Source organism: Pseudooceanicola profundus (assembly GCF_054919315.1).
This window is the reverse complement of record NZ_CM142898.1, coordinates 1,302,197-1,326,669: the sequence shown is the minus strand read 5'-3', so window position 1 is coordinate 1,326,669 and position 24,473 is coordinate 1,302,197. Positions and strand designations below refer to the sequence as shown.

The window sequence follows — 24,473 nt, the reverse complement described above, 5'->3', positions numbered from 1 at the left end:
GCCGATTGTGGACATTGGTTCAAGCAAGACGATACCGTCGGGACTAAGAGAAGTTGGCCGCGCAAGGTGGCCTGCGGCGCATTGCTCTCGAGATGCGAGGGGGAGGTATCCAGTGTTCCAATTTCACGAATTTCTCGAGCGATGCGGATACGATCCTCGGAGAACGCGGCTTCTGCGCCACGATGCCCGGGGCGGCTTGGCTTGGAGGCGCGGGCAAGATGCTTTCCTCTGCTTCGCTTCGTTTCAGACACGAGCAAACTCACCATACAATGGGGCCCCTTCTCGCGCATGTCATTTCATTGCCGGACCCACGATTGACGGAACAGCAACGGCACTCTTTGTCGGGACAACGGCAGTTGGAAACGGACGTCCATGGGATCAAGAGGAATTGCCTCTTGTCCGTGACGAAGAGATAGTTGCCCAGGAACGTGCGAGCCTGCATCCACTGGACCTATTTGACCTTTCTTGGTGTGCGGAATGCAGCACCTACGTTGAACGGATATTGATTGATTGGGGGCCAGGAACGCGGTCATGGTCGCAGTGGGCACATCGAGGAAACAAACAGATCTTGGAGCTACGGCTCGATGCCCGAGAAAGACCTTTTCCTGGTTTTGGTGGGTTTCGTGAGCGCATTAGTTCATTGTCGGGATTGCCTGAAAGCTGGCGTGCGGCGCTTGAGAACGTCCGTGGCGTCTACCTCTTGGTGACGGAGAATGGCCAACAATACGTCGGGTCGGCATATGGCGTCGACGGGTTCCTTGGCCGCTGGCGTCAGTATGCTGCGAACGGCCATGGTGGGAACCGAGAGTTGATGAGGCTTGACCGCGATGGACGCGACTACCAAGTTTCTATCCTCGAAGTAGCCTCCCCCGAGATGTCAGCCGCCGACATCATCGCAAGAGAAGTTGCGTGGAAGGAAAAACTCGGCGCCCGCGCACATGGTTTGAACGCAAACTGAGGCTCTCGGCCCGGAGCCGAAATTCGAGCAGAAAACGGTAACGGTCCGATGTTGACCCGACGAAGATAGGCTTGTTTCAAAACATAGCCGCGATCGATGAGTTGTTAAGGTGCGTGATACTCAGGCTTTCAGTGACATTGTAGGTTAGCCAGGAAATCTGAAACACTTTTTGACCATCTTTGAAGGTGCGGAGGTCGCGGCTTATAAGGATCAGTGCTACAAATTGTAGCCCAAAGCTCTCCAAGCTCATGGCACCTTTCCAATTCGTCCATGTAGACTGGGCCAACTGCGCGAATGAGTTGCCCCTCAAGCGCGCGAACCTCAAAGTAGCCGTTGGAGAGATCACGTATATTCTCGTTCGAACCGCATAAACAAGCCCAATAGTCTGCGAGTTTGCGAGCAATGTGGGTCGTGTCCTCAATTTCTGAGACGTCCATATTTGTCAATCGCGCGCGATAGGCGTGTTTGAGTGAGCGAAGGCGCAGAAGCGCATTCCGCTCTGATAGGGTAAGTCCGATGGTTGCGCATATCCACGCGATCAAGCTTTCAAAGTCAAATTCTGGCTCCGCGACAGTTGCCTTATGAAGAATGCACGCGTTTCGAACGGATACATAGAGAATATCAGCTTGAAAAAGCTTTCCCCAATAGCTCTGCTCAATCTCGCGAATTGAGCGGATCGGATCGATAGCTGCGGCCAAGCTATTGGTATAGTCTCGCCTTGGTCTATAATTTTTCAATGTCTCTCTAAGAAAGCCTTGATCGTCTCTTACAAGCACCCCGTCCTGCTTCACATGCTGAACAAATAATGAGTGAGATCTCGCCATTTCAACAAATTCGATCCGGGAATACTGCGTTACGTTCCAGCCACTGGATCTATACTCTGTAATCGCGGCATCCACGTCGTCCGAGCTCCCGATCGCGAGCAAGTCTTTGTCACTCAATTGGTCGTTCTGACCTCGTGCCATTGAACCAATTTCACAGATAGATATCATTTTATCCTCAGCTCGTGATTTTTTTGAAAGCCATCGATACAAGTAGAGCGAATGTCAAGAACCCAGTAATCGCTTCGCAAGCAATTACAAATCTCCCTAAGTTGGTGCCTGGCGTGATATCGCCAAAACCAAGTGACGTTACTACGATGGTGGAGAAGTAGAACGCCTCCGTAATGCTCGCAATAGGTTCACCCCCAAGTTTGAGGCCAAGTTCTGATCTGAAGCAGTAGTTGAAGGCCGTTATAGCGACAAGTATCAAAGTGGACGTAAGTGCGAGATTACTGAGTCTCGTTCCTGAACCTGTTGTTTTCTCAAAAATCCATGAGGGAAATATGGCAGCTCGTCTGAAAATCTTTCTCCAGCATGCTGCATCTGAAATCGCTATTTCATTTAGCCTGAAGTATCTTTTCCACCTCATGAAGTGATATTGAGAATAGTTTGAAAAGTCAGGTTGGGCTTGCTGTCTGCTGTTGTGTAGCAATTCTTGATATAGCCCAACGCCTATATTTGCGTGCTTTTTGGGGTTTAGGCATTTCGAAAATGATCTTGGGTCAACAAAACTGTCTCTAATCTCAGCTCTGTAAAAGTTGCAACTTTCAAATTGGCAATTGTTAAAGCGGCACTCGGAAATTATGGAGCCGGTAAAGAGGCAGTTTTCAAATTTGCAATTTGTAAACTCAACTTGGGAAATTACTGTTTTGGCAAATGACACATTGTTGAAATTTTTATTCCGCACCCGCCATTTGTTGGGCGGCTCAACGCTTTCAAGTCTGCTTGGCCGGTAAAGCAGATCTTTTATGTCCTTGCTTTCGTCGCCTTCTACAGCTTTCCAAAACTCCTTAGGTCCAGTGAGTTCATTGTAGGGCTCTGTCAATACAAAGAAGTCATCCGATGCTTTGCTCATGTCAAACTATACCGCTATTCACGGAGGGAAGAAGAGGATGCATTTTTTAACATTGGGGTAATCACCTGAGGAGAGTTTTGATCTGGTTGCTACTTGTTTAGAGCACCTCACACAAACGCGCGCAACTTTGATTGCTCAACAGGCGCATCGCTGATCTTGTCGTCGCGTCATTGTCTTGGGTGCAGCAGCGCCAGTGGCAGGTGCGGCTTCGAGCGTTCCAGATTTCATTTTCGACTCTTAGCTGGCATTCACCCCTGGCGCAGCGAACGACCGCTCCCCGCCCTTCTGGATGGTCCGGCGGCTGGAAGTGATACCCCAAACTTCGCTTAGAGCAAGAGGGCCAGAGCGTAGGGCGGATCAGATCCAGAAGCGAGCCGGTTGGTTCGGCTTTTGGGAGCGACCTCGCCTCCGACATCTTGCATGCGCACGAGCGTCTTCATCTGTTCTTCAAACGAGCAAGAATGGCTGCCTGCAGCCTGAACAAGAAAAGTGTTTCGGAAAGCTGCACTTCGGCCAACCTTCTTTTCGAGACAGATATCAGAAACCCGAACACTTAACGAAGTTTATGCGACTGAAGGGGGCAGCCATCCATAGCACAACGGGCACACGATGCACTTCGCAGGTCGCGAAAAATCGTCGACTGAGCGTCTACCCTGACGAGTTCGGCCCTGAACAGGATATCTGCGATGTGACGCTCTGGCTTCAAGGTAAGTTCGGGATCCGGTCTTTGCACCTTTGGGTCGATCGGCACTACACACAGATCGGCCACGAGGTCGCCGGCGTTACGGTCATGGCGCGACCGAGACCCAGCAAGCTGCTTACCCCCGCTGCCAGGGAGGCATTCCTGGCGCTTGGTTATCTGATCGAGGATACCGGCGCGGACATCTATGCCTTGCAGTTTTGCAGCGGATGGCACTCGCAGCACGAAGCCCTGCACGCCTACGCAAGGGTTGAGGCCGCTCTCAGCGCATGGCGGAACTCCTCTTAGATACACTGTGGCCGTGCAGGCTGGCCGGGACGCTTTACTCCAGCTCAGAAATTATTATTCTTCTCAGATACTTACACGCCCCCCCCCCAACTATTCCTCGCCACCACCCCCCTTTTGGCTTCCGGAATTCCCGCTTCGACCAAAATTCTTCTCGAGCGAGGCGCTCCTGGGACAGGCCCAGAACAGAGAAGGAACAGAGAAATGGCTCCCCCCCTGAACAAACATTGCTCCGATAGGAGCCAAACAGGCGACCACAATGGCCTCGTCATCGAGGTCACATCCGAGCCGGATACCGATGCCGTGTTGCCTGCACGTCCTGCCACTGACCGCACCCCCGGTGTCGGCGCAAAGAAACACTTCTCCTGCGCCTTTGTGCACGGGCCGGGCGCAGGTTCCGTGATGAAAACGGATAGCCTCACCGAGAAGCGTGTCGCGTTTGTGCTGCAGGCGCGCGCAGACGTCGCCGACCTGGAAAACCAGGTTCTATTCACGTGGGGACCGGAGGACGGGCCCAAGGAACGGCACTTTTTCGACTTCCGGGCGACGATGACAGACGGCAGTCGGGTCGCGATCATGGTCAAGTATGACGAGAAGCTCAGCGACGAAGAGTTCTTCGCCAAGAGTTCCCGGATCGCAGCAAAGGTGACCGCCGACTTCGCGGACCGCGTGACCCTGATGACAGAAAAGCACCTCGACCCTGTCGCTGTCCACAATGCGACACTGCTGAATGCGGTGCGCAAGCCTGACCCGGACGCAGATGCCATCATGCGGGATATGGTGTCCAACCTGATCGGGGCAGCAAAGATCGGAGATCTGATCGCACATACCGGCCTCGGCGGCCGTGGCTTCCGGTCGATTGCCCGGCTCATCGGCGCGCATGAGTTGGAACTGCGGGGCCGGGTGCGGATCGACTACGACAGCCATGTCATGCGGAGGGCCGCGTGATGCTCGATGTCCAGTTCAGCCCTTCGCTGCCCCGTTTCGCTTTCGGCAAATACGACGAAATCATTATGGACGGGATTTCATACCGTTTTCTGGAAAGCAACGAATTCGGTTACACGCTCGAGCGAACCGATCGCACAAGCGTTGCCGAGGCATTTACTCACGCAACTCTGTCGCAACGGGTGTCTTCGGGCGAGATCGAACATCGGCGCGACGCATTCCTTCCGGATCATGCGAAACGCAGGTTGAGGCTCCCGACACAAGAATTGTCCTCGCTTCCGTTGAAGAAACAGCAGAAGGCCAAATACCACGAGTCCCTGGTCCGTGCATTCCTGGAAATGGAAGCCGAGGGTAAGGTCAAACGCACCGAAAACGCCGTGAAGGCCGCCTTGCCCGAGATAAAATTCCGGGCCGGGAAATTCCTCTCGGTGCCGAGCGAAGGCGACCCGTCCACGGGGAGCGGCAATACCATGATCGTCCCCACGAAGATCAGCGCGAGCCGGCTCCTGAAACTGGCTGCGCGCTTCCGCCGGGATGGCATGGCAGCCCTCTATGGTCAGGGCGGTCAAGGACGTCGCAGCCGTCGCCTTGGCCCGGACGAACTTGCTCTTCTGGCCCGAACGGTCCGCAATTACCTCACGATGGACCAGCCGTCTGTCACGCAAGTGGTAGAAGACGTGGACCACGCCTTCATTGCCGAAAACCTTCGTCGCGAAGAACTGAGAAAACGGGAAGCGGCCGGGGAGAAGCTTGGCGAGAGCACGAGGCCCCTCGTGACACCGTCTCGGGAGACGATCCGCCTCGCGGTCAGGAAGCTCGACCCGTTCGAGGTCGACATAGCGCGTTTCGGACTGGAAGAGGCCCGCAAGCGCAATGCGCCGGTCGGAAAGGGGCTGGAACTGACCCGTCCGTTCGAACGCGTCGAGATGGACGAGTGGAAGGTCGATCTCATGTCCCTCTTGGCGGAGTCGGGCATCTGGTCGATATTGAGCCAAGAGGAGAAGGCCAGCCTCGGCCTCGAGGACGGCAAGAAGGCACGCTGGTTCCTGACGGCCGCCATATGCTGCACAACTCGCTGTGTCGTAGCGATGAAGCTCTCACGGGCCCCGAGCAAGCGCAGCGCGATGCAGACAATCGACATGATCGTGCGTGACAAGGGGGTGTGGGCAGACGCGGTCGGTGCACATTCTCCATGGAACATGTCCGGAACGCCCGAGCTCATCGTCACCGACTGCGGCTCCGCTTTCATCGACTTCGACACACGGGTCGGGGCGACCGATCTCGGGATCAATATCGACGCCGGCCCGGCCGGGATGCCGGAGTTCCGGGCGCGAATCGAGCGCCTGTTCGGAACGATGGCGAACAACTTCATCGGACGGTTCACAGGGAGAACCTTCAGTAACACCGTCGTCAAGGGCGACTATGATGCCGAAGCCCGGGCAGCACTGACAGCCGAGGATCTCAGTGAGGCCCTGGTCCGCTGGGTGGTCGACGTGTACCATCGCCGCCCGCATGCGGGCCTGAACGGGGAAACGCCCCTCAATTGCTGGAACCGGCTCGTCGGGCGGTATGGCGTCGCGCCGATGCCCGCGGTCGGGCTGCGGCGCAGGGCACTCGGCACCCGGCTGCAACGGACGGTGTCCAAGAAGGGCATATCGGTTCTGGGCATTCGCTACCATTCAGAGGCGCTCGCCCGCTGGTTCATGCACAACACCAAGAAGGAGGTCCGTATCCGCTGGTATTCGGAGGATCTCGGCGCGATCGCGGTGGAACTGGACGGTGAGTGGATCGAGGTGCCCTCCGTCTTCGAACGCTTCCGCGGAGAGCGTGCGCAAACCTGGATGTTGGCGGTGCGTGAGGTCCGCGCTTCGGTCGCGGCACAGAAAAAGATCGACCAGGAAGTTATCTTCCACGCGATGACCCGCATCCGCGAGATCAACGCCAATGCCATCGCCCGCCAAGGGCTGTTCGTCGACGACTATTCCAAGGAGCGCATCGCGGAACTCGAGGACCGCTTCCTGATCGGGTTCGAGGTGGACGAGTCGCCGAATAACATTCGGATGCAGCCTGCTACCGACGGTCTGGGCATTGACCTGCCCACGGCGCCATCAGTCACGCAACCCTCGCGCCCGGCGAGTGATCCAGTTCTCGCGGCTCCGAACCATGCCTCCGAGGCGGCTGGCGCTCCCGATCCCTTTGCGGACCCCGACGCGGATTGGTCATTCGGGGACAAGTAGGCCGAATGCCCGGAACACGACAGGCCCCCGCAGTCGACGCCAACTGCGGGGGCCTTTCTTTGTTTCGTCGCTGGGATCTATCAGACGCGGACGGCGCTCCCGGTTCAGCATAGCGCGCACAGGTCCAGCAGCCGCACCGAGATCCCCTTTGGATCGGCGCAGAAGCGCGACGGCATGACCAGCATCTACCCGAATGTTTTTTCTTCGTTCCGGCGCCTTGTGGCCAATCTCCTTGTCGGAAGGAGTAACCCTACTCCGCAGCACATGAAGCAGGAGCACCCTCACGGAAAAAGCGACGGACAGTCTTGACGCTGCCGGAATTGGCAGACGCGCAACAACGGAGGAACACATGCTGCGCCGACTACCCACAAAGACCCTGTCCCTCGACCCTCAACTCGCTGCCGTCCGGGCACATTGTGCCGAGCACGGAGATGCTCTGTGCAACGCTGCCGCGCTGATCGACGGCGATGCCGGAAAAGCTCGCGTGCTGCGGCTCATGTCCGAGTTGCGAGACGTATCACGTCTCGATCGGACAACCCGTCTCCGGTTGGTCGACCTGCACAGGCTGCTTTCACTCGACCCGGTCATCGACGCGTTCGAACCCGACCTCTCGTCCTGGGTTCTCCTCGACCCGGCCAGCCCGGAGGTGGAGGAGCTCTGCCTTGTCACTGACCGGCTCTACGATCTTCTCGTCGAGATCGGCGAACTGGACGATGCCGGGGATGCCCGAGCGCTCGCCCGCCAGGTCAACGATGCAGCCTGAAACAGCAGGTCAACCGGACACGGTCGACCGCTCGCCACATCCCAGCAACGAGACGAGGACACTGCCATGAAATACTTCGACCAAATGACAGACAAAGAACTCTGCACGCGCATTCTGCGAGGGCTCGACGTCCTGCACGATCAGGTCCAACGCAATGATGCGGAGCTGGCCGCGACCGACCTCAATACGGTTCTGCAAGCCCTATCCGCCTTGCGCCGGCACGGACCGCTGTCCGAGGCGGCGGCCAAAGAAATCGGATGCATCGAAGATCTTCTCGACCTGGCCATCACGCAGGAAACCCTCGGCTTCCAGAACGTCTTCGACGGCACGGACGACCCCGTACGCGGCGCCGTCGGTCGTGTCTCCGCTGCCCCTATTCTTTCTGAAACGGGCGCTGCTCGCGACAGGCTGCGGCAGGGCTTCCGGCAGATCCTCGCGATGCGAGACCTACTGGTAGCCAGGATCGATGCCGCCCTCATGATGAAGGGCACAGAGGCCGCGTGAGGCCACCAGACAGACTGATGTGAGGGCGCGCCGCCACTCATGAAAAACTCGAAGGCCGCGGGGACACTCGCGGCCTTCTTGCTTTCGGCGATGCATACTGGCACGCAAAGATGCTCTCCGAGCGGAGAACGGCCCCGACGCCGGATCGCATACCAGAAAATCACAAAAACTTCGGATATCGGTTTGCGTAGAGTTCCTTGCGGACCCATGTTCCAATCAGTGGCGTTCCGGCTCGAGAATTGCTTCGGTGCCTCCACAATAACGGCTTTTGGAGAGGTCTTCTCCAATAGCCGTCCTTAACTTGTGAAATGGCCGTTTTATCCGGAAAATGGCCGAATTTAGCTTGTCATCATAGCACGGCGCAGCCGCTCAGCCGCATTTCGAATGTCCGCAGGACGTACAGGTCATGCAGCCTTCGATCATCTGCAACGTGTACTGGCCGCAGGACGGGCAGGCCTTGCCGCGCTTGCCGCTCTCCAGTCCGATCACCTTGGCCTGCGGGTCGGTCTTCAGGCCGGTGCCCTCGCCCTCGATGAAGCCGATGGAGACGAGGTGCGTCTCGATCACACCGCCGATCGCCGCGAGGATGGAGGGGATGTACTTGCCCTTAACCCAGGCCCCGCCGCGCGGGTCGAAGACGGCCTTGAGCTCCTCCACCACGAAGCTCACGTCGCCGCCGCGCCGGAACACGGCCGAGATCATCCGCGTCAGGGCGACGGTCCAGGCGTAATGCTCCATGTTCTTGGAGTTTATGAAGACTTCGAAGGGCCGCCGGTGGCCGTTGATGACGATGTCGTTGATCGTGATGTAGATCGCGTGCTCGCTGTCCGGCCATGTCAGCTTGTAGGTGTTGCCCTCCAGCGCCTGCGGCCGGTCCAGCGGCTCGGACATGTAGACCACCTCTCCGCCCTCGCCCGGCAGCGGCAGGTCGATGCTTTCGCCCGGGGCGGCCTCGGTCGTTTCCGAGACGGAGAGGACGGAGCCGGTGACATCGTTGGGCCGGTAGGTGGTGCAGCCCTTGCAGCCCAGATCCCAGGCCTGCATGTAGACGTCCTTGAAGGCATCGAAGGAGATGTCCTCGGGGCAGTTGATCGTCTTGGAGATCGAACTGTCGACCCATTTCTGCGCGGCGGCCTGCATCTTGACGTGATCGGCGGGGGGCAGGGTCTGGGCGTTGACGAAGTGATCGGGCAGGGGGCTGTCGCCCTTCAGCTGGGTCCAGAGAGAGACGGCGTAATCCACCACCTTTTCCTCGGTCCGCGAGCCGTCCTTCTGCAGCACCTTGCGGGTGTACTCATAGGCAAAGACCGGCTCGATCCCCGAGGAGACGTTGCCGGCGTAAAGCGAGATCGTGCCGGTGGGCGCGATCGAGGTCAGCAGGGCGTTGCGGATGCCGTGCTCCGCGATGGCGGCGCGCACGTCCTCGTCCATCTGCCGCATGGTGCCGGAGTTCAGGTAAGGCTCCGCCTCGAAGAGCGGGAACGCGCCCTTCTCCTTCGCCAGGTCGACGGAGGCGAGGTAGCTTTCGCGCGCGATGAGGTGCAGCCAGTCCTCGGTCTGCTGCGCGGCCTCGTCGGAGCCGTAGCGCAGCCCGACCATGAGCAGCGCATCCGCCAGCCCGGTGACGCCCAAACCGATGCGGCGCTTGGCCTGCGCTTCGGCAGCCTGCGCGTCGAGCGGGAATTTGGAGGCATCGACCGTGTTGTCCATCATCCGCACCGCTACCCGCACGAGGTCCGACAGCGCGGCGGGGTCGAGGCGCGCGTCCTCGGTGAAGGGATCGGTGACGAGACGGGCCAGGTTCACGGAACCCAGCAGGCAGGCCCCATAGGGCGGCAGAGGCTGTTCGCCGCAGGGGTTGGTGGCCGCGATCGTCTCGACGTAGTTCAGGTTGTTCGCGGCATTGATGCGGTCGATGAAGATCACGCCCGGCTCGGCGTAATCGTAGGTCGCCTGCATGATCTGGTTCCACAGGTCGCGGGCCTTCAGCGTGTGATAGACCTTGCCGTCAAAGACCAGCTCCCACGGGCCGTCGGCCTTGACCGCCTCCATGAAGGGATCGGTGACGAGGACGGACATGTTGAACATCCGCAGCCGGGCCGGGTCGGACTTGGCGGCGATGAAGGCCTCGATATCCGGGTGGTCGCAGCGCATGGTTGCCATCATCGCCCCCCGGCGCGATCCGGCGGACATGATCGTGCGGCACATGGCGTCCCAGACATCCATGAAGGAGAGCGGGCCGGAGGCATCCGCCGCCACGCTCTTCACGTCCGCGCCCTTGGGCCGGATGGTCGAGAAGTCGTAGCCGATGCCGCCGCCCTGCTGCATGGTCAGCGCGGCCTCCTTCAGCATCTCGAAGATGCCGCCCATCTCGTCCGGGATCGTGCCCATGACGAAGCAGTTGAAGAGCGTCACCTTGCGCCCGGTGCCCGCCCCGGCAGTGATCCGGCCTGCAGGCAGGTACTTGAAGTCTTCCAGCGCGGCATAGAAGCGGTCTTCCCAGTCGGCGGGCTCGGCCTCGACGGCGGCAAGGGCGCGGGCGATACGCCGCCACGTATCCTCGACAGAGCGGTCGATGGGCGTGCCGTCGGCCTCCTTCAGCCGGTACTTCATGTCCCAGACCTGTTCTGCGATGGGGGCGGCGAAACGGCTCATGACGGGCTCCTCGGCACTCTGGTCGTCACACTTGGCGGCGTCAGTCTGGCGGGCCGGGCGGTTGCTCTCGTCCCGCAGACACCTAATATAGACGCAAGACCTTGGAGAGTCAGCCCTTGCCCCACGTACATATCGTCAAACTGTCGGTCGGGACCGAAAGCGTCGCGGATCTCGCTGCATGGCAACAAATGCGCATCGCGCAGGCCCCGGACGGCCTGCCGCGGCATGTCACGCGCATGTGGCCCAAGCGCGAGGCCGAGATCCTCGACGGCGGGTCGATCTACTGGGTGATCAAGGGCGTGATCCAGGCGCGGCAGAAGATCCTGCGCCTTGACGAGGTGATGGGCGAGGACGGGGTGCGCCGCTGCGCCATCGTGCTGGACCCGGAACTGGTCGAGACAAGGCCCGCCCCGCGCCGCCCGTTCCAGGGCTGGCGCTACCTCAAGCCGGAGGAGGCGCCCGGAGACCTCGACGCGCGCGCGCGGGAAGAGGCCGACCTTCCGGCAGAACTCCGCGCGGTTCTCAACGATATCGGCGTGCTTTGATCTGACCCCGCTGCGGCCGGGGCGGCGCAGGGGAGCCCCTGTCCCGTCAGGTCAGCCGCCGGATGCCATTCGGCGTGGCGATTTCCGCCACCAGCGACAGGGCGCCGGTGCCGATCTCGATCCGCTGATCGTCGAGCCAGGGTTTGAGCGTGGTCGCGATCTCCGGGCCCTCGGGGTGGCGGATTTGCAGCCGGGTCAGGGTGCAGCCGAGGTCGGGCATCTGGCGCGGCGGCAGGGTGCCGGGCGTCCACTGGATCAGCGTCGGAAAGGCCCCGCCATAGGGCAGGGCGCCGTCCTCGGGCACGGTGATCTGCCAGCGCAGATCGCCCCGGGTGGCTTCGATCGCGGGCCCCGAGGCGGCGGGCAGGCCGGGGTGCAGCGCCGCCATGTCCACCGTGCGGATCACCCAATGCGCCAGCCGCGGCTCGGCCGGGGGCTGGTCCAGGCCGAACCACCGCGGGCGGCCGGGGGCCGGGGCCCCGGGATCGGGGGCGATCACCTCGAGGAAGGAGGCCGGGCCGATCCGCATCAGGCAGTTGTGAGTGCCCATCATCGGATGCGCGCCGCCCTGCGGCACCATCACGCCAAGCGCGCGGCCCACGTGGGCCAGCCCGCTCTTCAGGTCGCGGGCGGCGACGACGATATGGTCGAATTCGGCTAGTGGCATCGGGGCTCCTCCTGCCGCGCAGCCTGCGCCCGCCCCGCGCTGCGGGCAAGCGGAAACGCTTCGCCACCGTTACAAGCTCGGGGGCAAGAACGAGGCAAGCCTGCGCGAGAACGGCAGAAGGGCGGACCCTGGGTCCGCCCTCTTTTCCGTCGTTGCCGATGGCCTGCCTGCGTCCATGACGGACGGTCCGGACGGCCGTGTCAGTCCCGGGTCACTGCAGGTCGCCGAAGGCCTGCTGCAGCCGGCCCACCGCCTCCTCCACCAGCGCGCGGCGGGTGGCGAAGTTGAACCGGTTGTAGCTCTCGCCGCCCTTGCCGAAGGGCACGCCCTCGTTCACGGCGATCCTGGCGTCCTGCGAGATGCGCTTCATCACCTCGGCGCGGTCCATGCCGGTGCCCGAGAAATCGACCCATGCGAGGTAGGTGCCCTGCAGCGGCATCGAGGTCACGCCGGGGATCGCGTCGATGCCCGCGTCGAAGATCTTGCGGTTGCCGTCGAGGTAGAGGCAGAGCGCGTCGATCCATTCGGCCCCTGCGGGCGACATGGCGGCGGTGGCCATGTGCAGCCCGAAGGCATTGGGCGAGATGCCGAGACCGCCCATCACCGCGGCGAAGCGTTCGCGCAGCTTGGGATCGTGGATGATCACGTTGCCGGTATGGGCGCCCGCGATGTTGAAGCTCTTCGTCGTGGCGGTCATCATCACGAGGCGATGCGCGATCTCGGGCGCGGCCACGGCCATGGGGATGTGCTTGTGCCCCGGCAGGATCAGGTCATTGTGGATCTCGTCCGAGACGAGGATCAGGTCGTGCTTCTCGGCGAAGGCCGCGACCTGCTGCAGCTCTGCCTTGCTCCAGACCCGGCCGCCGGGATTGTGCGGCGAACACAGCAGGATGATCTTTTCCTTGCCGGTCATCAGCGCATCGTAGGCGTCGAAGTCCATCTCGTAGCGGCCGTCGGTCAGCGCCAGCGGCAGCTGGGTGATGCCGCGGTTCGCCGCCGAGATCACCCGGTGGAAGGCGTGGTAGACCGGCGTGAAGAGAACGACCGCATCGCCCGGCTCGGAATAGGCCTCGATGCAGAGGCCCGCGCCGTTGACGAGGCCATGGGTGGTGAAGACAGCATCGGTGTCGATCTCCCAGCCGTGGCGGTTGGACTGCCACCAGCGGATCGCTTCGAGATAGGCGCTGTCATCGCCGAAGTAGCCGTAGACGCCGCCGTCGACGTAGCGGCGCAGCGCATCCACCACGCAGTCCGGCGCACGGAAATCCATGTCCGCCACCCACATGGGGATGCCATCATCAGGCGACACGCCCGACACCGTTTCCATCTTGTCCCATTTCGCGGAGTGGGTGCCGCGACGCTCGATCACTTCGTCAAAATTCATGGAGGGGCCTTTCCGTCAGCATCCGGCGGAGGCTATCGAAATAGATGACAGGCGCAAGTACCTCTGCTGCACAACTCGCAAGGGCCGTTGCGCGGCGGCAGGGCATCGCCTAAATGGGGCGCATGAAACGCCCGATCCTGATCCACCCCGATCCCCGCCTCAAGAAGGTCGCCGCCCCCGTCGCAGATCTCTCCGACGAGCTGCGCGTTCTGGCGGATGACATGCTCGAAACCATGTACGACGCGCCGGGCATCGGCCTGGCCGCGCCCCAGATCGGCATGGGGCACCGGCTGATCGTGTTGGATTGCGTCAAGGAAGAAGGCGAGACGCCGCGCCCGCTGATCATGTTCAACCCCGAGGTCATCGCGAAATCGGATGAGACCAGCGTCTACGAGGAAGGCTGTCTCTCGATCCCCGAGCAATACGCCGAGGTGACCCGCCCGGCCGAGGTCGAGGTGCGCTGGATCGACCGCGACGGCAAGGAGCAGACCGAAACCTTCGATCACCTTTGGGCGACCTGCGTCCAGCACGAGATCGACCACCTCGATGGCAAGCTCTTCATCGACTACCTGACGCCGATGCGCCGCCAGATGATCACCCGCAAGATGCAGAAGCTCAAGCGCGAGCGGGCGCGGGACTGAGGATGGCCGTCCTGCCGATCCTTGCGTGGCCCGATCCCCGGCTGGCCCGGACCTGCACCCCGCTGGAGCACGGCGAGGACGTGACCGCCCTCGTCGCCGACATGTTCGACACGATGTATGCCGCGCCGGGCCGGGGCCTTGCCGGGCCGCAGGTCGGCGTGATGAAACGCCTCTTCGTCATCGACGTGACGTGGAAGGAGGGCGACAGGAGCCCCGTCGCCTGTCTCAACCCCGAGATCGTCGCAGCCTCCGGGGAGCTGTCGACCGCGCAGGAGGCCTGCCTCTCGATCCGCGGCGTGGCGATGCCGGTGGCGCGGCCCGCACGGATCACCCTGCGCTGGTGGGATGCCGCCTGGCAGATGCACCAGCAGGAGATGACCGGCGCATGGGCCACCTGCGCCCAGCATGAACTGGATCACCTGGACGGCACCGTGATCTTCGACCGCGTGGCGGCAGAGCTGCGCGCCGGACTGGAAGCCGATTACGCCGCCGCCAAGGAGGCCTCTGCATGACTGCCCGCCGCTGTATCCCCTGGCCCGATGCCCGCCTGCGCACCGCTGCCGAAGACGTGACCGAGATCGACGACGAGGTCCGCGCGATCTGGGACGACATGATCGACACGATGGAGGCAATGCCCGGCGTCGGCCTGGCCGCCGTGCAGATCGGCGTGATGCGTCGCCTCGCCGTGGTCGATGCCTCCGAGGAGCGCGGCAAGGTCGTGCGCATGGCCAATCCCGAGGTGCTCCATGCCTCAGTCCAGCTGCGCCCGCACGAGGAGGCCAGCCCGAACCTGCCCGGCGTCTCGGCCCGGATCGAGCGGCCCCGTGCCGTGACGGTGCGCTTCCTGAACGCGGCGGGCGAGGTCGAGGAGAAGGATTTCGTCGGCCTCTGGGCGACCTCGGTCCAGCACCAGATCGACCACCTCGCGGGCAAGATGTATTTCGACCGGCTGTCGAAGCTGAAACGCGACATGCTGCTGCGCAAGGCCAAGCGCCTCAAGAACTGAGCGGCTGCCTGAGCGGCCACCTCGGTGGCCGGCCCGCGGAACTGCGCGGCCACGGGCGCCACACGCACGGAAAGGGACACGCGATGCGGATCATCTTCATGGGCACGCCCGATTTCTCGGTTCCGGTACTGGAGGCGCTGGTCGGCGCCGGTCACGAGATCGCCGCGGTCTATTGCCAGCCGCCGCGCCGCGCTGGTCGCGGCAAGAAGGAAACGCCCACGCCCGTCCATGCCCGGGCCGCCGAACTGGGGCTGGAGGTGCGCCACCCCGTCCGCCTGAAGGGCGCCGAGGAGCAGGCGGAGTTTGCCGCGCTTCAGGCCGATGTGGCCGTCGTTGTGGCCTATGGTCTGATCCTGCCGCAGGCGGTGCTGGACGCGCCGCGGCTTGGCTGCCTCAACATCCATGCCTCGCTGCTGCCCCGCTGGCGCGGCGCCGCGCCGATCCACCGGGCGATCATGGCGGGTGATGCCGAAACGGGCGTCTGCATCATGCAGATGGAGGCCGGGCTCGACACCGGGCCGGTGCTGCTGCGCAAGGCGGTTGAGATCGGCACGGAGGAAACCACGGCAGAGCTGCACGACCGGCTCTCGGCGCTCGGCGCCGGGGCGATCGTCGAGGCGCTAGGCCGGATCGACAGCCTGACGCCCGAGGTCCAGCCCGAGGAGGGCGTGACCTACGCCAGCAAGATCGACAAGGCCGAGGCGCGGATCGACTGGACCCGCGACGGGGCCGAGATCGACCGGCTGATCCGCGGCCTCTCGCCCTTCCCCGGCGCGTGGTGCGACTGGGAGGGGGAGCGGCTGAAGCTGCTGGCCTCCCGGGTCGCAGACGGCTCCGGCACGCCGGGCACCGTGCTCTCTGCCGGTGATACAGGCCTCGTGGTGGCCTGCGGCACCGGCGCCGTGGCCGTGACCCGCGCACAGCGCGCAGGCCGCGGGGCACAGGAAATCGGGGAGTTCCTGCGCGGATCGCAGATCGCACCGGGCGACACGCTGGCCTGATGGGCGGTTGCGTGGCGGGATGTGGCCTGCCGGGTGGCCCGAGTGAGAGGTTGCCCTGCCTGACCGGAGGCCCCCCAAGCGCCTGAAGATAAGGTGACTGCGCCTTTCGGGACGCTCCGTCGCGCCGGCCCTCGCGGGGTTGCGCGTCGGCGTCCTCTGGGGAATGCTGGACCCGTCAACGAGGGAGACACGCAGATGGCCATCGTCTGGTTGCTGATCATCGGGGCTGCGGCCGGGTTCTTTGCCACGCGGATCATGAACATTCAGGCCAACGTCGTCACCACGGTCGTCATCGGCATCGGGGGCGCGCTGATCGGCGGGCTGGTGGTGCGGATGCTGCTGACCGCCATGGGGATGCTTGGCGGGCTGATCGGGGCCGTGCTGGGCGCGATTGTGCTGATCTGGCTCTGGCAAACCTACATCGGGCGCTGATCCATGCTGGCGCAATTCCTGATCGGCTCGGGGCTGACCATCGTCTCGACGATGATCGCGGCGCTTGTCTTCGGTGGGATCAGCTACGTGTTGGGCCGGCTCCGCGGCTGGCTGGAGCGGCCCCCGCACGCGGGCAAGCAGATGCTCATGCTGGCCTTCGGCCTCGTGGGGGCAATGCTGATGATCACCGCCTCGGTCTGGGTCTGGGCGGCGGCCTACCGTCAACTCGGCATCTTCGAGACGCTGGAGGAATCGCTCTACTTCTCGCTGGTGGCCTTCACGACACTGGGCTTCGGGGACATCGTGCTGCCGCAGGAGTGGCGGCTGCTCTCGGGGCTGACCGCGGTCAACGGCATCCTGAACGTCGGCGTCACCTCGGCCATGATCATGAACCTGCTGCGGGAGATGCGGCCGAACCGACCCGGCCCGCGCCTCTTCTGATCCTGCGCCACGGCATCAACCTTGCCCGTTTTCTGCGAAGAAAACGGTCCGGAAAATGCGCATTTTCCGGGTAGGGCCGCGCTGTTGCGGCCCCGTCGGGCGATGGATCAGGACTTGAAGGGCGCCATGCCCGCGCGCGCCAACTCGTCGGCGCGTTCGTTCTCGGGGTGGCCGGCGTGTCCCTTGACCCACTTCCACGTCACCGCGTGGCGCTTCTGGGCCTCGTCGAGGCGCTGCCAGAGCTCGGCGTTCTTCACCGGCTTGCGGTCCTTGGTCTTCCAGCCGTTCCGCTTCCAGCCGTGGATCCAGCTGGTCACGCCGTTCTTCACGTAGGCGCTGTCGGTCACCACGGTGATCGTCGTGTCCCGGCCAAGGGCCTCCAGCGCCGAGATCGCCGCCAGAAGTTCCATCCGGTTGTTGGTGGTGTCCGCGTCGCCGCCGTTGAGCTCGCGTTCCTTCAGGACCGACTCGCCTTCCTTGGCCTGCAGCAGTACGCCCCAGCCCCCGGGGCCCGGATTTCCGGAACAGGCGCCATCGGTATAGGCGTAGAACTCAGGCATATTGTCTCCGATCCGTCAGGTCGCGCGGGCGGTCAGGAAACACCATGCGAAGCCGGCCTCGTCAAGCCCGGTTCCGGTGCCCGTCCTGGTGCCCGTGACGGCAAAGCCCGCGGCGATCACCAGCTCGGCCAGTTCCTCCTCGCCATAGTAGGCGTAGAACCGGCCGAGGGTATCGCGGGCCTCGCCTTCGCCCATCTTCATGCCGAGGTGCAGCAGGCCGCCGTCCTTCAGCGCGCGCCGGATGCGGGCGAGGTGGCCGGGGAACTCCGCCTTGGGGGCGTGGAGCAGCGAGAAGTTCGCCCAGACGGCGTCATAGGCTGCCTCGGCCGCGAGATCCGAGAACGCGGCCTGCCGGGCCAGAAGCCCGTATTCGCGGGCCGCATGGGCAACCATTTCGGCGGAGGCATCGACCGGATCGGGGGAGAGGCCCGCCCGTGCCATGGCGGCAGAGAAATGCCCCGGCCCGCAGCCGAGGTCGAGCACCCGCGCCCCGGGGGGCAGCGCGTCGATCATCGCCTGAAGGGCGGCGCTTTCACTGGGTTCGCCCTGCGCCCGGGCGGCGTAGCGCGCCGTCTGGCTGTCGTAGACATCGAGGGTCTGACGATCGGCCATGGCGCGCTCCTCTCAGGCCGGGACCCGCAGGACGCGGGGCACCTTGAACTCGACGTTTTCCTGCGCCGTCTCGACCAGCTCCTGCGTAACTTCGTAGCGGTCGGAAAGCGCGGCGATGACCTCGTCCACCAGCACCTCGGGGGCGGAGGCCCCGGCGGTGATGCCGATGGCGCGGATGCCCTCCAGCGCGCGCCAGTCGATGTCACCCGCACGCTGCACCAACTGGGCATAGCCGCAGCCGTTGCGCGCCGCGACCTCGACGAGGCGGCGCGAGTTCGAGGAGTTGGGCGCGCCCACCACAAGCATCGCGTCGATCTGGCCGGACATGGCCTTCACGGCCTCCTGCCGGTTGGTGGTGGCGTAGCAGATGTCTTCCTTGTGCGGGCCCACGATGGCCGGGAAGCGCGCCTGCAGCGCGGCCACGATCCCCTTGGTGTCATCCACCGACAGCGTGGTCTGGGTGACGAAGGCCAGCTGCGCCGGATCGCGCACGTCGAGCGTGGCCACGTCGGCCTCGGTCTCCACCAGCAGCACCTCGCCCTGCGGCAGCTGGCCCATGGTGCCGATCGTCTCGGGGTGGCCGGCATGGCCGATCATGACGATCTGGAGGCCGTTCTCATGGTGCCGCTCGGCCTCGATATGGACCTTGGAGACGAGGGGGCAGGTGGCGTCGACATAGATCATCTCGCGGCGGGCGGCCTCGGCCGGGACGGCCTTGGGCACGCCATGGGCCGAGAAGATCACCGGCCGGTCGTCGGGGCAGTCGTCCAGCTCCTCGACGAAGACCGCGCCCTTGTCGCGCAGCCCGTCCACGACGAACTTGTTGTGCACGATCTCATGGCGGACATAGACCGGCGCGCCCCATTTCTGCAGCGCCATCTCGACGATCTTGATCGCGCGGTCGACGCCGGCGCAGAAGCCGCGCGGGGCGGCGAGGTAGAGGGTGAGGGGCGGTTTCTGGGTCATCGGTCCTGTTTCCGGTGCGTCCCGGGGCGGGATCCTGCGGGTCTGTCCCGGATCTAAGGGTCACACCCCGGCGAGTAAAGAGGCGGTGCCGAAGAGCTGCGCCGTGAGCGCCGCCAGCAGGATGTATCGCAGGGTCTTTGCCAGTCCGACGAGCGTCAGGAAGAGCCAGAGCGGCGTGCGCATGATCCCCGCGATCACGGTGATCGCATCCCCCAGCGGTGCCCAGGACAGCAGCAGCGTCCAGATGCCCCAGCGGCTGTACCACTCCTGCGCGCGGGTCAGCTGCGCCTCGCTCACCGGGAACCAGCGGCGGTGGCGGTAATGTTCGATCCCGCGGCCCAAGGCGTAGTTCACGGCAGAGCCCAGCGTGTTGAAGACGCTGGCAACGATGATCAGGGGAACGAGGGGCGCGGTGCCCTGGGTCTGGAAGGCCGCGAAGACCACCTCTGACTGGAAGGGCAGGAGGGTGGCGGCGCCGAAGGCGGCGAGGGCCATGGTGGCGAGGGCGGCAAGCGGGCTCATGCGCTCCGACGTGGGCTCGATGGCGCTGTCGTCAAGTCCGGCGCGCGGAGGCCCCGCCGGGTGGGGCGCAGGTCCGGGCTTGTCGTGGGCGGAGTGACGCCCTGACTGGCCCCGACGCGCCCCGATGGCGGGACTGTCCGGTTGCCGGCTGTGGGTGCCCGGGGCCGGAGGGCCGGCCCGCGGAGGCTGTCAGTGGTTCGCGACGGCGCGCACGCGCTCTTCGTCGGTGTTATGCTCGCGCGGAGGGCGGCCGATCACTTCCTTCAGCTCGTCGAGCTCGATGAAGTTGTCGGCCTGGCGGCGCAGCTCGTCGGCGATCATCGGCGGTTGCGAGCGGATGGTGGAGACCACCGAGACGCGCACGCCCTGACGTTGCAGGCTCTCCACCAGCGGGCGGAAATCCCCGTCGCCCGAGAAGAGAACGATGTGATCGACGCGCGGGGCGAGTTCCATGGCATCGACGGTCAGTTCGATGTCCATGTTGCCCTTGACCTTACGGCGGCCCTGGCTGTCGGTGTATTCCTTGGCGGGCTTGGTCACCATGGTGAACCCGTTGTAATGCAGCCAGTCCACCAGCGGCCGGATCGGCGAATATTCGTCGTTCTCGAGCAGCGCAGTGTAATAGAAGGCTCTCAGCAGCTTGCCGCGGCGCATGAATTCCTGGCGCAGAAGCTTGTAGTCGATGTCGAAGCCGAGTGCCTTCGCGGCAGCGTACAGGTTGGACCCATCGATGAACAGCGCGAGCCGTTCGTCCTTGTAAAACATAAAACTACCTTTCTGGTCAAAATCCCGCACGCTTGTCCGTGAGTGTGTGAGTGGTAATGAATTCAGCGGCGGAATAAGGGTGGAAAAATAGAAGTGCTTCACTCTTACCGCAAGAGTGGCGCCCCGTCCAAAAGTATAGGTTGCAGGAAATTTATGGGAAGTTACCTCGTCGCCTTCGGAGGCAATTTAGATTCCAAAGTCGGGAAACCCCTTGAAACATTGCACGCTGCGGTTGATGAGCTGTCCGTTTCAGGGGTAAATATTCTTAATATAAGCAGATTTTATGCCACTCCATGCTTCCCCGCCGGGGCCGGTCCGGACTACGTCAACGGTGCGCTGGAGGCCGAATCACCCCTCGAACCCACCGCATTCCTCGCCCTGCTGAACCGCATCGAGGCACAGTTCGGCCGGGTCCGTGCCGGTCGCTGGACCGGGCGCACGGTCGACCTGGATGTCATCGCCTGCGGTCAGGCGATCCTGCCTGATGCCGCCACGCAGACCCTCTGGCGCCGCCTGCCGCCGGACGAGCAGCAGCGACAGACCCCGGACCGGCTGATTCTGCCCCACCCGCGGCTGCAGGACAGGGCCTTCGTCCTTGTCCCCCTGATGGACGTCGCACCGCACTGGCGCCACCCGCTTCTCGGTGCTACAATCTCCGAAATGTGTGCGGATCTGCCCGTGGAGGAGCGGAGATCCGTCGTCCCGCTGTGACTCTTGCCTTGTCAATAGGCAGCAGGGGCTTTACACACACATCCTCTAGCCGCCCAAAGACCGGAGTGCCCCTATGGCCCGAGTTACCGTTGAAGATTGTGTCGACAAGGTTCCGAACCGGTTCGAGCTTGTCCTTCTTGCCGCCCACCGCGCCCGTGAGATCTCCTCCGGTGCCGCGATCACCGTGGACCGCGACAACGACAAGAACCCGGTGGTGAGCCTGCGCGAAATCGCAGACGAGACCCAGTCCGCCGACGAGCTGCGCGAGCGTCTGATCGAGGCCAACCAGAGCCAGATCGAGGTCGACGAGCCCGAGGACGACAGCATGGCCCTGCTCATGGGCGCCGAGGCAGACCGCCCGGCCGAGGACGACATGTCCGAGGAAAAACTGCTGCGCGCCCTGATGGAAGCACAGGGGCAGGGCTGACAGGGTCAGCCTCTCAGGGGAAAGGCGCAGTAAGATGACGTCCGCCGACGATCTGGTTGGTCTGGTCCGCGCCTACAACCCGAAGTCCAATGCAGACCTGATCCGCGCGGCCTATGATTTCGGCCGCGCGATGCACGAGGGGCAGTTCCGCCACTCGGGTGAGCCCTATTTCACCCACCCGGTCGCGGTGGCGGTGATCCTGACCCAGCAGAAGCTGGACGATGCGACCATCATCACCGCCCTGCTGCACGACACGATCGAGGACACCAAGGCCTCCTATTCCGAGGTCGCCGACAAGTTCGGCCGCGAGATCGCGGATCTTGTCGATGGGGTGACCAAGTTGACCAACCTGCAGCTCTCCTCGAAGGAGACCAAGCAGGCCGAGAACTTCCGCAAGCTCTTCATGGCGATGTCCCGCGACCTGCGGGTGATCCTCGTCAAGCTGGCCGACCGGCTGCACAACATGCGCACGATCAAGTCCATGCGCCCCGAGAAACAGGCCCAGAAGGCCTGGGAGACGATGGACATCTTCGCCCCGCTGGCGGGCCGCATGGGGATGCAGTGGATGCGCGAGGAGCTGGAAGACCTCGCCTTCAAGGTGCTGAACCCCAAGGGCCGCGACAGCATCATCCGCCGCTTCGTCACGCTGCAGAACGAAGCCGGCGACGTGGTCGAACGCATCAAGACCGACATGCGCAGCCTGCTGGCCGAGAGCCAGATCGAGGCCGAGGTCTTTGGCCGCGCCAAGAAACCCTATTCCATCTGGCGCAAGATGGAGGAGAAGGCGCAGGGCTTCTCGCGGCTCTCCGATATCTACGGCTTCCGCATCATCACCCGGACCGAGGATGACTGCTACCGCGCGCTCGGCGTGATCCACCGTCGCTGGCGCTCGGTCCCCGGGCGGTTCAAGGATTACATCAGCCAGCCGAAGTCCAACGGCTACCGTTCGCTGCACACCACCGTGTCGGGCCGTGACGGCAAGCGGGTGGAGGTGCAGATCCGCACCATCCAGATGCACGAGGTCGCCGAGGCCGGCGTCGCCGCGCACTGGTCGTACCGGGATGGCATCCGGGCCGAGAACCCCTTTGCCGTCGATCCCGCCAAGTGGATCGCCTCGCTCTCCGAAAGCTTCACCGCCGAGGATGATCACGAGGACTTTTTCGAGGCGGTCAAGCTGGAGATGTACACCGACAAGGTGTTCTGCTTCACGCCCAAGGGCGAGGTGGTCAAGCTGCCGCGCGGCGCCACGCCCATCGACTTCGCCTATGCGATCCACACAAGGATCGGCAACGCCTGTGTCGGCGCCAAGATCGACGGCATGCGCGTGCCGCTCTGGACCCGGGTGAAGAACGGCCAGTCGGTCGAGATCATCACCGCCGAGGGCCAGATGCCGCAGGCCACGTGGCTCGACATCGCGCATACCGGCAAGGCCAAGACCGCCATCCGCCGCGCCCTGCGCGAGGTGGACCGCGAGCGCTTCATCAAGCTGGGCCGCGAACTGGCGCGGGTCGCCTTCGAACACGTGGGCCGCAAGGCCACCGACCGCGCGCTGGAAGCCGCCGCCGACAAGCTGCGCCTTGCCGGACCCGACGAACTGCTGGCCCGTCTCGGCTCGGCCGAGCTTTCGGGCCGCGAGGCGGTGAATGCCGTCTACCCCGATCTGGCCCCGGTCGAGGGCGAGGCGGTGGAGTGGGACCGCGCCGTCATCGGCCTCTCCGAGGGGCAGAGCTTCGAGCGCGCGAGCTGCTGCCAGCCGCTCCCGGGCGAGCGGATCGTGGGCATCACCTTCCGGGGCCGCGGCGTGGTCGTGCATGCCATCGACTGCGAGTCGCTGGCCGCCTACGAGGATCAGCCCGACCGCTGGATCGACCTGCACTGGCACGACGGCAAGCACCAGGCGATCTACCCGGTGACGCTGGAAGTCACGCTTCGGAACGATGCCGGGGTCCTTGGCCGGATTTGCACATTGATCGGAGAGCAGAAGGCCAATATTTCCGACATGACATTCAGGGATACGAAACCTGACTTTCACAAAGTGGAAATAGATCTGGAGCTGCGGGACGCCGAGCACCTGCACACGATCACCTCGGCCCTCGCGGCGGAAAGTGACGTGGCCGCCATCGAACGGCGTCGCCGGCCGGTCTATCAGGACCGCCACGCAGAAACGACAGAAGGAGAGACCGTTGGTCTTTAAACGCCGCGACAAACGGCCATTCTGGATCATCCTTCGGGATTTCCTGTGGCCGCGCGGGGGGTGGACCCGGGCCTTTCACTACGTCAAGCATCGCCTCCGTCGTCTGCCGGACACGCCGCACCGCATTGCACGCGGCATCGCGGCGGGGGTCTTCACCGTCTTCACGCCGTTCTACGGGCTGCATTTCGTGGTCGCCGCCACGCTGGCATGGATCCTGCGGGGCAATATCCTCGCCTCCCTGCTGGGGACCTTCGTCGGCAACCCGCTGACCTACATCCCGATCGGGGTGATCTGTCTGCAGACCGGACATTTCCTGCTGGGCCGCCCGCCCAAGCCCGAGGGCGAGATCCGCGACGGGATCGCGATCAAGTTCCTTCATGCCGCCGATGACCTGAAGGACAATTTCGCCGCGATCTTCACCGACCGGCAGGCGGAATGGCATGGGCTGTCGATCTTCTACCACGAGATTTTCTTCCCCTACATGATCGGCGGGATCATCCCGGGGCTCATCGCGGCGGCAGCGGCCTATTACGTCAGCCTTCCGCTGATCAAGGCCTATCAGGCCCGGCGGCGCGGTGCTATTCAGGCCAAGCTGAAGGCCATCAAGGCCAAGACCCACAAGGTCGAGGGCCGCTGAGACCTGCACGACAGGAGAG

26 protein-coding genes are annotated in these 24,473 nt (G+C 63.4%); 16 read left to right on the top strand and 10 right to left on the bottom strand.

The window, feature by feature from the left end; genetic code table 11:
• Window positions 1-568 precede the first annotated feature (568 nt).
• Window positions 569-958 (top strand): GIY-YIG nuclease family protein, encoded by a 390-nt coding sequence (locus tag ACX9MO_RS06095; protein ID WP_462213895.1) that lies wholly within the window; start codon window positions 569-571, stop codon window positions 956-958.
• A gap of 128 nt (window positions 959-1,086) precedes the next feature.
• On the opposite strand, the gene ACX9MO_RS06090 is transcribed toward ACX9MO_RS06095, so the two are convergent.
• Complete coding sequence (locus ACX9MO_RS06090; protein WP_462213894.1) at window positions 1,087-1,899, bottom strand: hypothetical protein; 813 nt, start codon at window positions 1,897-1,899, stop codon at window positions 1,087-1,089.
• 58 nt (window positions 1,900-1,957) lie between these two features.
• Window positions 1,958-2,854 carry an ion channel gene (locus ACX9MO_RS06085; RefSeq protein ID WP_462213893.1) on the bottom strand — a complete coding sequence of 299 codons (897 nt, stop codon included), beginning with the start codon at window positions 2,852-2,854 and terminating at the stop codon, window positions 1,958-1,960.
• Window positions 2,855-4,043: 1,189 nt separating this feature from the next.
• Between ACX9MO_RS06085 and ACX9MO_RS06080 the strand changes: the two genes are divergently transcribed.
• The 4 genes from ACX9MO_RS06080 (at window position 4,044) to ACX9MO_RS06065 (ending at window position 8,288) form a co-directional block, all read left to right on the top strand.
• Window positions 4,044-4,787: a hypothetical protein gene (locus ACX9MO_RS06080; protein ID WP_462213892.1), complete on the top strand. Its 744-nt coding sequence runs from the start codon at window positions 4,044-4,046 to the stop codon at window positions 4,785-4,787.
• Complete coding sequence (locus ACX9MO_RS06075) at window positions 4,787-7,021, top strand: transposase (protein WP_462214425.1); 2,235 nt, start codon at window positions 4,787-4,789, stop codon at window positions 7,019-7,021. Before ACX9MO_RS06080 ends, ACX9MO_RS06075 begins: the two co-directional genes overlap by 1 nt.
• A gap of 349 nt (window positions 7,022-7,370) precedes the next feature.
• The gene (locus ACX9MO_RS06070; protein WP_462213891.1) at window positions 7,371-7,784 is read left to right on the top strand and encodes a hypothetical protein; all 414 of its coding nucleotides are present in this window, start codon (window positions 7,371-7,373) and stop codon (window positions 7,782-7,784) included.
• A 66-nt stretch (window positions 7,785-7,850) separates the two neighbouring features.
• Entirely contained in the window at window positions 7,851-8,288 is a 438-nt protein-coding gene (locus ACX9MO_RS06065) for a hypothetical protein (RefSeq protein WP_462213890.1), read from the top strand.
• Between the two features lie 369 nt (window positions 8,289-8,657).
• On the opposite strand, the gene ACX9MO_RS06060 is transcribed toward ACX9MO_RS06065, so the two are convergent.
• Window positions 8,658-10,943 (bottom strand): adenosylcobalamin-dependent ribonucleoside-diphosphate reductase, encoded by a 2,286-nt coding sequence (locus ACX9MO_RS06060; RefSeq protein ID WP_462213889.1) that lies wholly within the window; start codon window positions 10,941-10,943, stop codon window positions 8,658-8,660.
• Between the two features lie 116 nt (window positions 10,944-11,059).
• On the opposite strand from ACX9MO_RS06060, the gene ACX9MO_RS06055 reads away from it, so the two are divergent.
• Window positions 11,060-11,488, top strand: coding sequence for a DUF1489 family protein (locus ACX9MO_RS06055; RefSeq protein WP_462213888.1), 429 nt, complete (start codon window positions 11,060-11,062; stop codon window positions 11,486-11,488).
• Between the two features lie 46 nt (window positions 11,489-11,534).
• Here the strand turns inward: ACX9MO_RS06055 and ACX9MO_RS06050 are convergent, their stop codons facing one another.
• Window positions 11,535-12,155, bottom strand: coding sequence for a VOC family protein (locus ACX9MO_RS06050; protein ID WP_462213887.1), 621 nt, complete (start codon window positions 12,153-12,155; stop codon window positions 11,535-11,537).
• Between the two features lie 211 nt (window positions 12,156-12,366).
• On the bottom strand, window positions 12,367-13,539 hold the full coding sequence (locus ACX9MO_RS06045) for a MalY/PatB family protein (protein ID WP_462213886.1): 1,173 nt from the start codon (window positions 13,537-13,539) through the stop codon (window positions 12,367-12,369).
• A gap of 122 nt (window positions 13,540-13,661) precedes the next feature.
• On the opposite strand from ACX9MO_RS06045, the gene def (ACX9MO_RS06040) reads away from it, so the two are divergent.
• From def (ACX9MO_RS06040) to ACX9MO_RS06015, 6 genes are all read left to right on the top strand, one after another.
• Complete coding sequence (gene def, locus ACX9MO_RS06040) at window positions 13,662-14,180, top strand: peptide deformylase (protein ID WP_222491203.1); 519 nt, start codon at window positions 13,662-13,664, stop codon at window positions 14,178-14,180.
• Between the two features lie 2 nt (window positions 14,181-14,182).
• A complete protein-coding gene (gene def, locus ACX9MO_RS06035) occupies window positions 14,183-14,692 on the top strand; it encodes a peptide deformylase (RefSeq protein ID WP_462213885.1) in 510 nt (169 codons plus the stop codon).
• The gene (def, locus tag ACX9MO_RS06030; RefSeq protein WP_222491207.1) at window positions 14,689-15,186 is read left to right on the top strand and encodes a peptide deformylase; all 498 of its coding nucleotides are present in this window, start codon (window positions 14,689-14,691) and stop codon (window positions 15,184-15,186) included. The genes def (ACX9MO_RS06035) and def (ACX9MO_RS06030) overlap by 4 nt, the downstream gene beginning before the upstream one ends.
• A gap of 83 nt (window positions 15,187-15,269) precedes the next feature.
• A complete protein-coding gene (fmt, locus tag ACX9MO_RS06025; protein ID WP_462213884.1) occupies window positions 15,270-16,187 on the top strand; it encodes a methionyl-tRNA formyltransferase in 918 nt (305 codons plus the stop codon).
• 195 nt (window positions 16,188-16,382) lie between these two features.
• Window positions 16,383-16,619 carry a GlsB/YeaQ/YmgE family stress response membrane protein gene (locus ACX9MO_RS06020; protein ID WP_222491211.1) on the top strand — a complete coding sequence of 79 codons (237 nt, stop codon included), beginning with the start codon at window positions 16,383-16,385 and terminating at the stop codon, window positions 16,617-16,619.
• 3 nt (window positions 16,620-16,622) lie between these two features.
• Entirely contained in the window at window positions 16,623-17,060 is a 438-nt protein-coding gene (locus ACX9MO_RS06015; protein WP_462213883.1) for an ion channel, read from the top strand.
• Between the two features lie 107 nt (window positions 17,061-17,167).
• Here ACX9MO_RS06015 and rnhA read toward each other — a convergent pair whose 3' ends face one another.
• The 5 genes from rnhA to ACX9MO_RS05990 all read right to left on the bottom strand — a co-directional run bounded on the left by rnhA (window position 17,168) and on the right by ACX9MO_RS05990 (window position 20,485).
• Entirely contained in the window at window positions 17,168-17,620 is a 453-nt protein-coding gene (rnhA, locus tag ACX9MO_RS06010; RefSeq protein ID WP_222491215.1) for a ribonuclease HI, read from the bottom strand.
• 15 nt (window positions 17,621-17,635) lie between these two features.
• Window positions 17,636-18,232 (bottom strand): class I SAM-dependent methyltransferase, encoded by a 597-nt coding sequence (locus tag ACX9MO_RS06005; protein WP_222491217.1) that lies wholly within the window; start codon window positions 18,230-18,232, stop codon window positions 17,636-17,638.
• 12 nt (window positions 18,233-18,244) lie between these two features.
• On the bottom strand, window positions 18,245-19,198 hold the full coding sequence (gene ispH, locus ACX9MO_RS06000) for a 4-hydroxy-3-methylbut-2-enyl diphosphate reductase (RefSeq protein WP_462213882.1): 954 nt from the start codon (window positions 19,196-19,198) through the stop codon (window positions 18,245-18,247).
• 60 nt (window positions 19,199-19,258) lie between these two features.
• Complete coding sequence (locus ACX9MO_RS05995) at window positions 19,259-19,720, bottom strand: YqaA family protein (protein WP_222491220.1); 462 nt, start codon at window positions 19,718-19,720, stop codon at window positions 19,259-19,261.
• Between the two features lie 189 nt (window positions 19,721-19,909).
• Window positions 19,910-20,485 carry a LabA-like NYN domain-containing protein gene (locus ACX9MO_RS05990; RefSeq protein WP_462213881.1) on the bottom strand — a complete coding sequence of 192 codons (576 nt, stop codon included), beginning with the start codon at window positions 20,483-20,485 and terminating at the stop codon, window positions 19,910-19,912.
• A 153-nt stretch (window positions 20,486-20,638) separates the two neighbouring features.
• Here ACX9MO_RS05990 and folK point away from each other — a divergent pair, with 153 nt between their 5' ends.
• From folK to ACX9MO_RS05970, 4 genes are all read left to right on the top strand, one after another.
• The gene (folK, locus tag ACX9MO_RS05985) at window positions 20,639-21,196 is read left to right on the top strand and encodes a 2-amino-4-hydroxy-6-hydroxymethyldihydropteridine diphosphokinase (protein WP_462213880.1); all 558 of its coding nucleotides are present in this window, start codon (window positions 20,639-20,641) and stop codon (window positions 21,194-21,196) included.
• 73 nt (window positions 21,197-21,269) lie between these two features.
• Window positions 21,270-21,623 (top strand): DNA-directed RNA polymerase subunit omega, encoded by a 354-nt coding sequence (rpoZ, locus tag ACX9MO_RS05980; protein ID WP_222491226.1) that lies wholly within the window; start codon window positions 21,270-21,272, stop codon window positions 21,621-21,623.
• 34 nt (window positions 21,624-21,657) lie between these two features.
• Entirely contained in the window at window positions 21,658-23,817 is a 2,160-nt protein-coding gene (locus tag ACX9MO_RS05975; protein WP_222491229.1) for a RelA/SpoT family protein, read from the top strand.
• Window positions 23,807-24,454 (top strand): DUF2062 domain-containing protein, encoded by a 648-nt coding sequence (locus ACX9MO_RS05970; RefSeq protein ID WP_222491231.1) that lies wholly within the window; start codon window positions 23,807-23,809, stop codon window positions 24,452-24,454. Before ACX9MO_RS05975 ends, ACX9MO_RS05970 begins: the two co-directional genes overlap by 11 nt.
• The last annotated feature ends 19 nt before the right edge of the window (window positions 24,455-24,473 follow it).

Excerpts from the sequence above, each read along its gene's own strand:
- ACX9MO_RS06065 (WP_462213890.1), top strand. The coding sequence starts at position 7,851 with ATGAAATACTTCGACCAAATGACAGACAAAGAACTCTGCACGCGCATT.
- ACX9MO_RS06050 (WP_462213887.1), bottom strand. The coding sequence starts at position 12,155 with ATGCCACTAGCCGAATTCGACCATATCGTCGTCGCCGCCCGCGACCTG.
- ispH (WP_462213882.1), bottom strand. The coding sequence starts at position 19,198 with ATGACCCAGAAACCGCCCCTCACCCTCTACCTCGCCGCCCCGCGCGGC.
- ACX9MO_RS06005 (WP_222491217.1), bottom strand. The coding sequence starts at position 18,232 with ATGGCCGATCGTCAGACCCTCGATGTCTACGACAGCCAGACGGCGCGC.
- ACX9MO_RS06020 (WP_222491211.1), top strand. The coding sequence starts at position 16,383 with ATGGCCATCGTCTGGTTGCTGATCATCGGGGCTGCGGCCGGGTTCTTT.
- ACX9MO_RS06060 (WP_462213889.1), bottom strand. The coding sequence starts at position 10,943 with ATGAGCCGTTTCGCCGCCCCCATCGCAGAACAGGTCTGGGACATGAAG.
- fmt (WP_462213884.1), top strand. The coding sequence starts at position 15,270 with ATGCGGATCATCTTCATGGGCACGCCCGATTTCTCGGTTCCGGTACTG.
- def (WP_222491203.1), top strand. The coding sequence starts at position 13,662 with ATGAAACGCCCGATCCTGATCCACCCCGATCCCCGCCTCAAGAAGGTC.
- ACX9MO_RS06075 (WP_462214425.1), top strand. The coding sequence starts at position 4,787 with ATGCTCGATGTCCAGTTCAGCCCTTCGCTGCCCCGTTTCGCTTTCGGC.
- folK (WP_462213880.1), top strand. The coding sequence starts at position 20,639 with ATGGGAAGTTACCTCGTCGCCTTCGGAGGCAATTTAGATTCCAAAGTC.
- ACX9MO_RS05990 (WP_462213881.1), bottom strand. The coding sequence starts at position 20,485 with ATGTTTTACAAGGACGAACGGCTCGCGCTGTTCATCGATGGGTCCAAC.
- rnhA (WP_222491215.1), bottom strand. The coding sequence starts at position 17,620 with ATGCCTGAGTTCTACGCCTATACCGATGGCGCCTGTTCCGGAAATCCG.
- def (WP_462213885.1), top strand. The coding sequence starts at position 14,183 with ATGGCCGTCCTGCCGATCCTTGCGTGGCCCGATCCCCGGCTGGCCCGG.
- ACX9MO_RS06045 (WP_462213886.1), bottom strand. The coding sequence starts at position 13,539 with ATGAATTTTGACGAAGTGATCGAGCGTCGCGGCACCCACTCCGCGAAA.
- ACX9MO_RS05975 (WP_222491229.1), top strand. The coding sequence starts at position 21,658 with ATGACGTCCGCCGACGATCTGGTTGGTCTGGTCCGCGCCTACAACCCG.
- ACX9MO_RS06080 (WP_462213892.1), top strand. The coding sequence starts at position 4,044 with ATGGCTCCCCCCCTGAACAAACATTGCTCCGATAGGAGCCAAACAGGC.
- rpoZ (WP_222491226.1), top strand. The coding sequence starts at position 21,270 with ATGGCCCGAGTTACCGTTGAAGATTGTGTCGACAAGGTTCCGAACCGG.
- def (WP_222491207.1), top strand. The coding sequence starts at position 14,689 with ATGACTGCCCGCCGCTGTATCCCCTGGCCCGATGCCCGCCTGCGCACC.
- ACX9MO_RS06085 (WP_462213893.1), bottom strand. The coding sequence starts at position 2,854 with ATGAGCAAAGCATCGGATGACTTCTTTGTATTGACAGAGCCCTACAAT.
- ACX9MO_RS05995 (WP_222491220.1), bottom strand. The coding sequence starts at position 19,720 with ATGAGCCCGCTTGCCGCCCTCGCCACCATGGCCCTCGCCGCCTTCGGC.
- ACX9MO_RS06015 (WP_462213883.1), top strand. The coding sequence starts at position 16,623 with ATGCTGGCGCAATTCCTGATCGGCTCGGGGCTGACCATCGTCTCGACG.
- ACX9MO_RS06070 (WP_462213891.1), top strand. The coding sequence starts at position 7,371 with ATGCTGCGCCGACTACCCACAAAGACCCTGTCCCTCGACCCTCAACTC.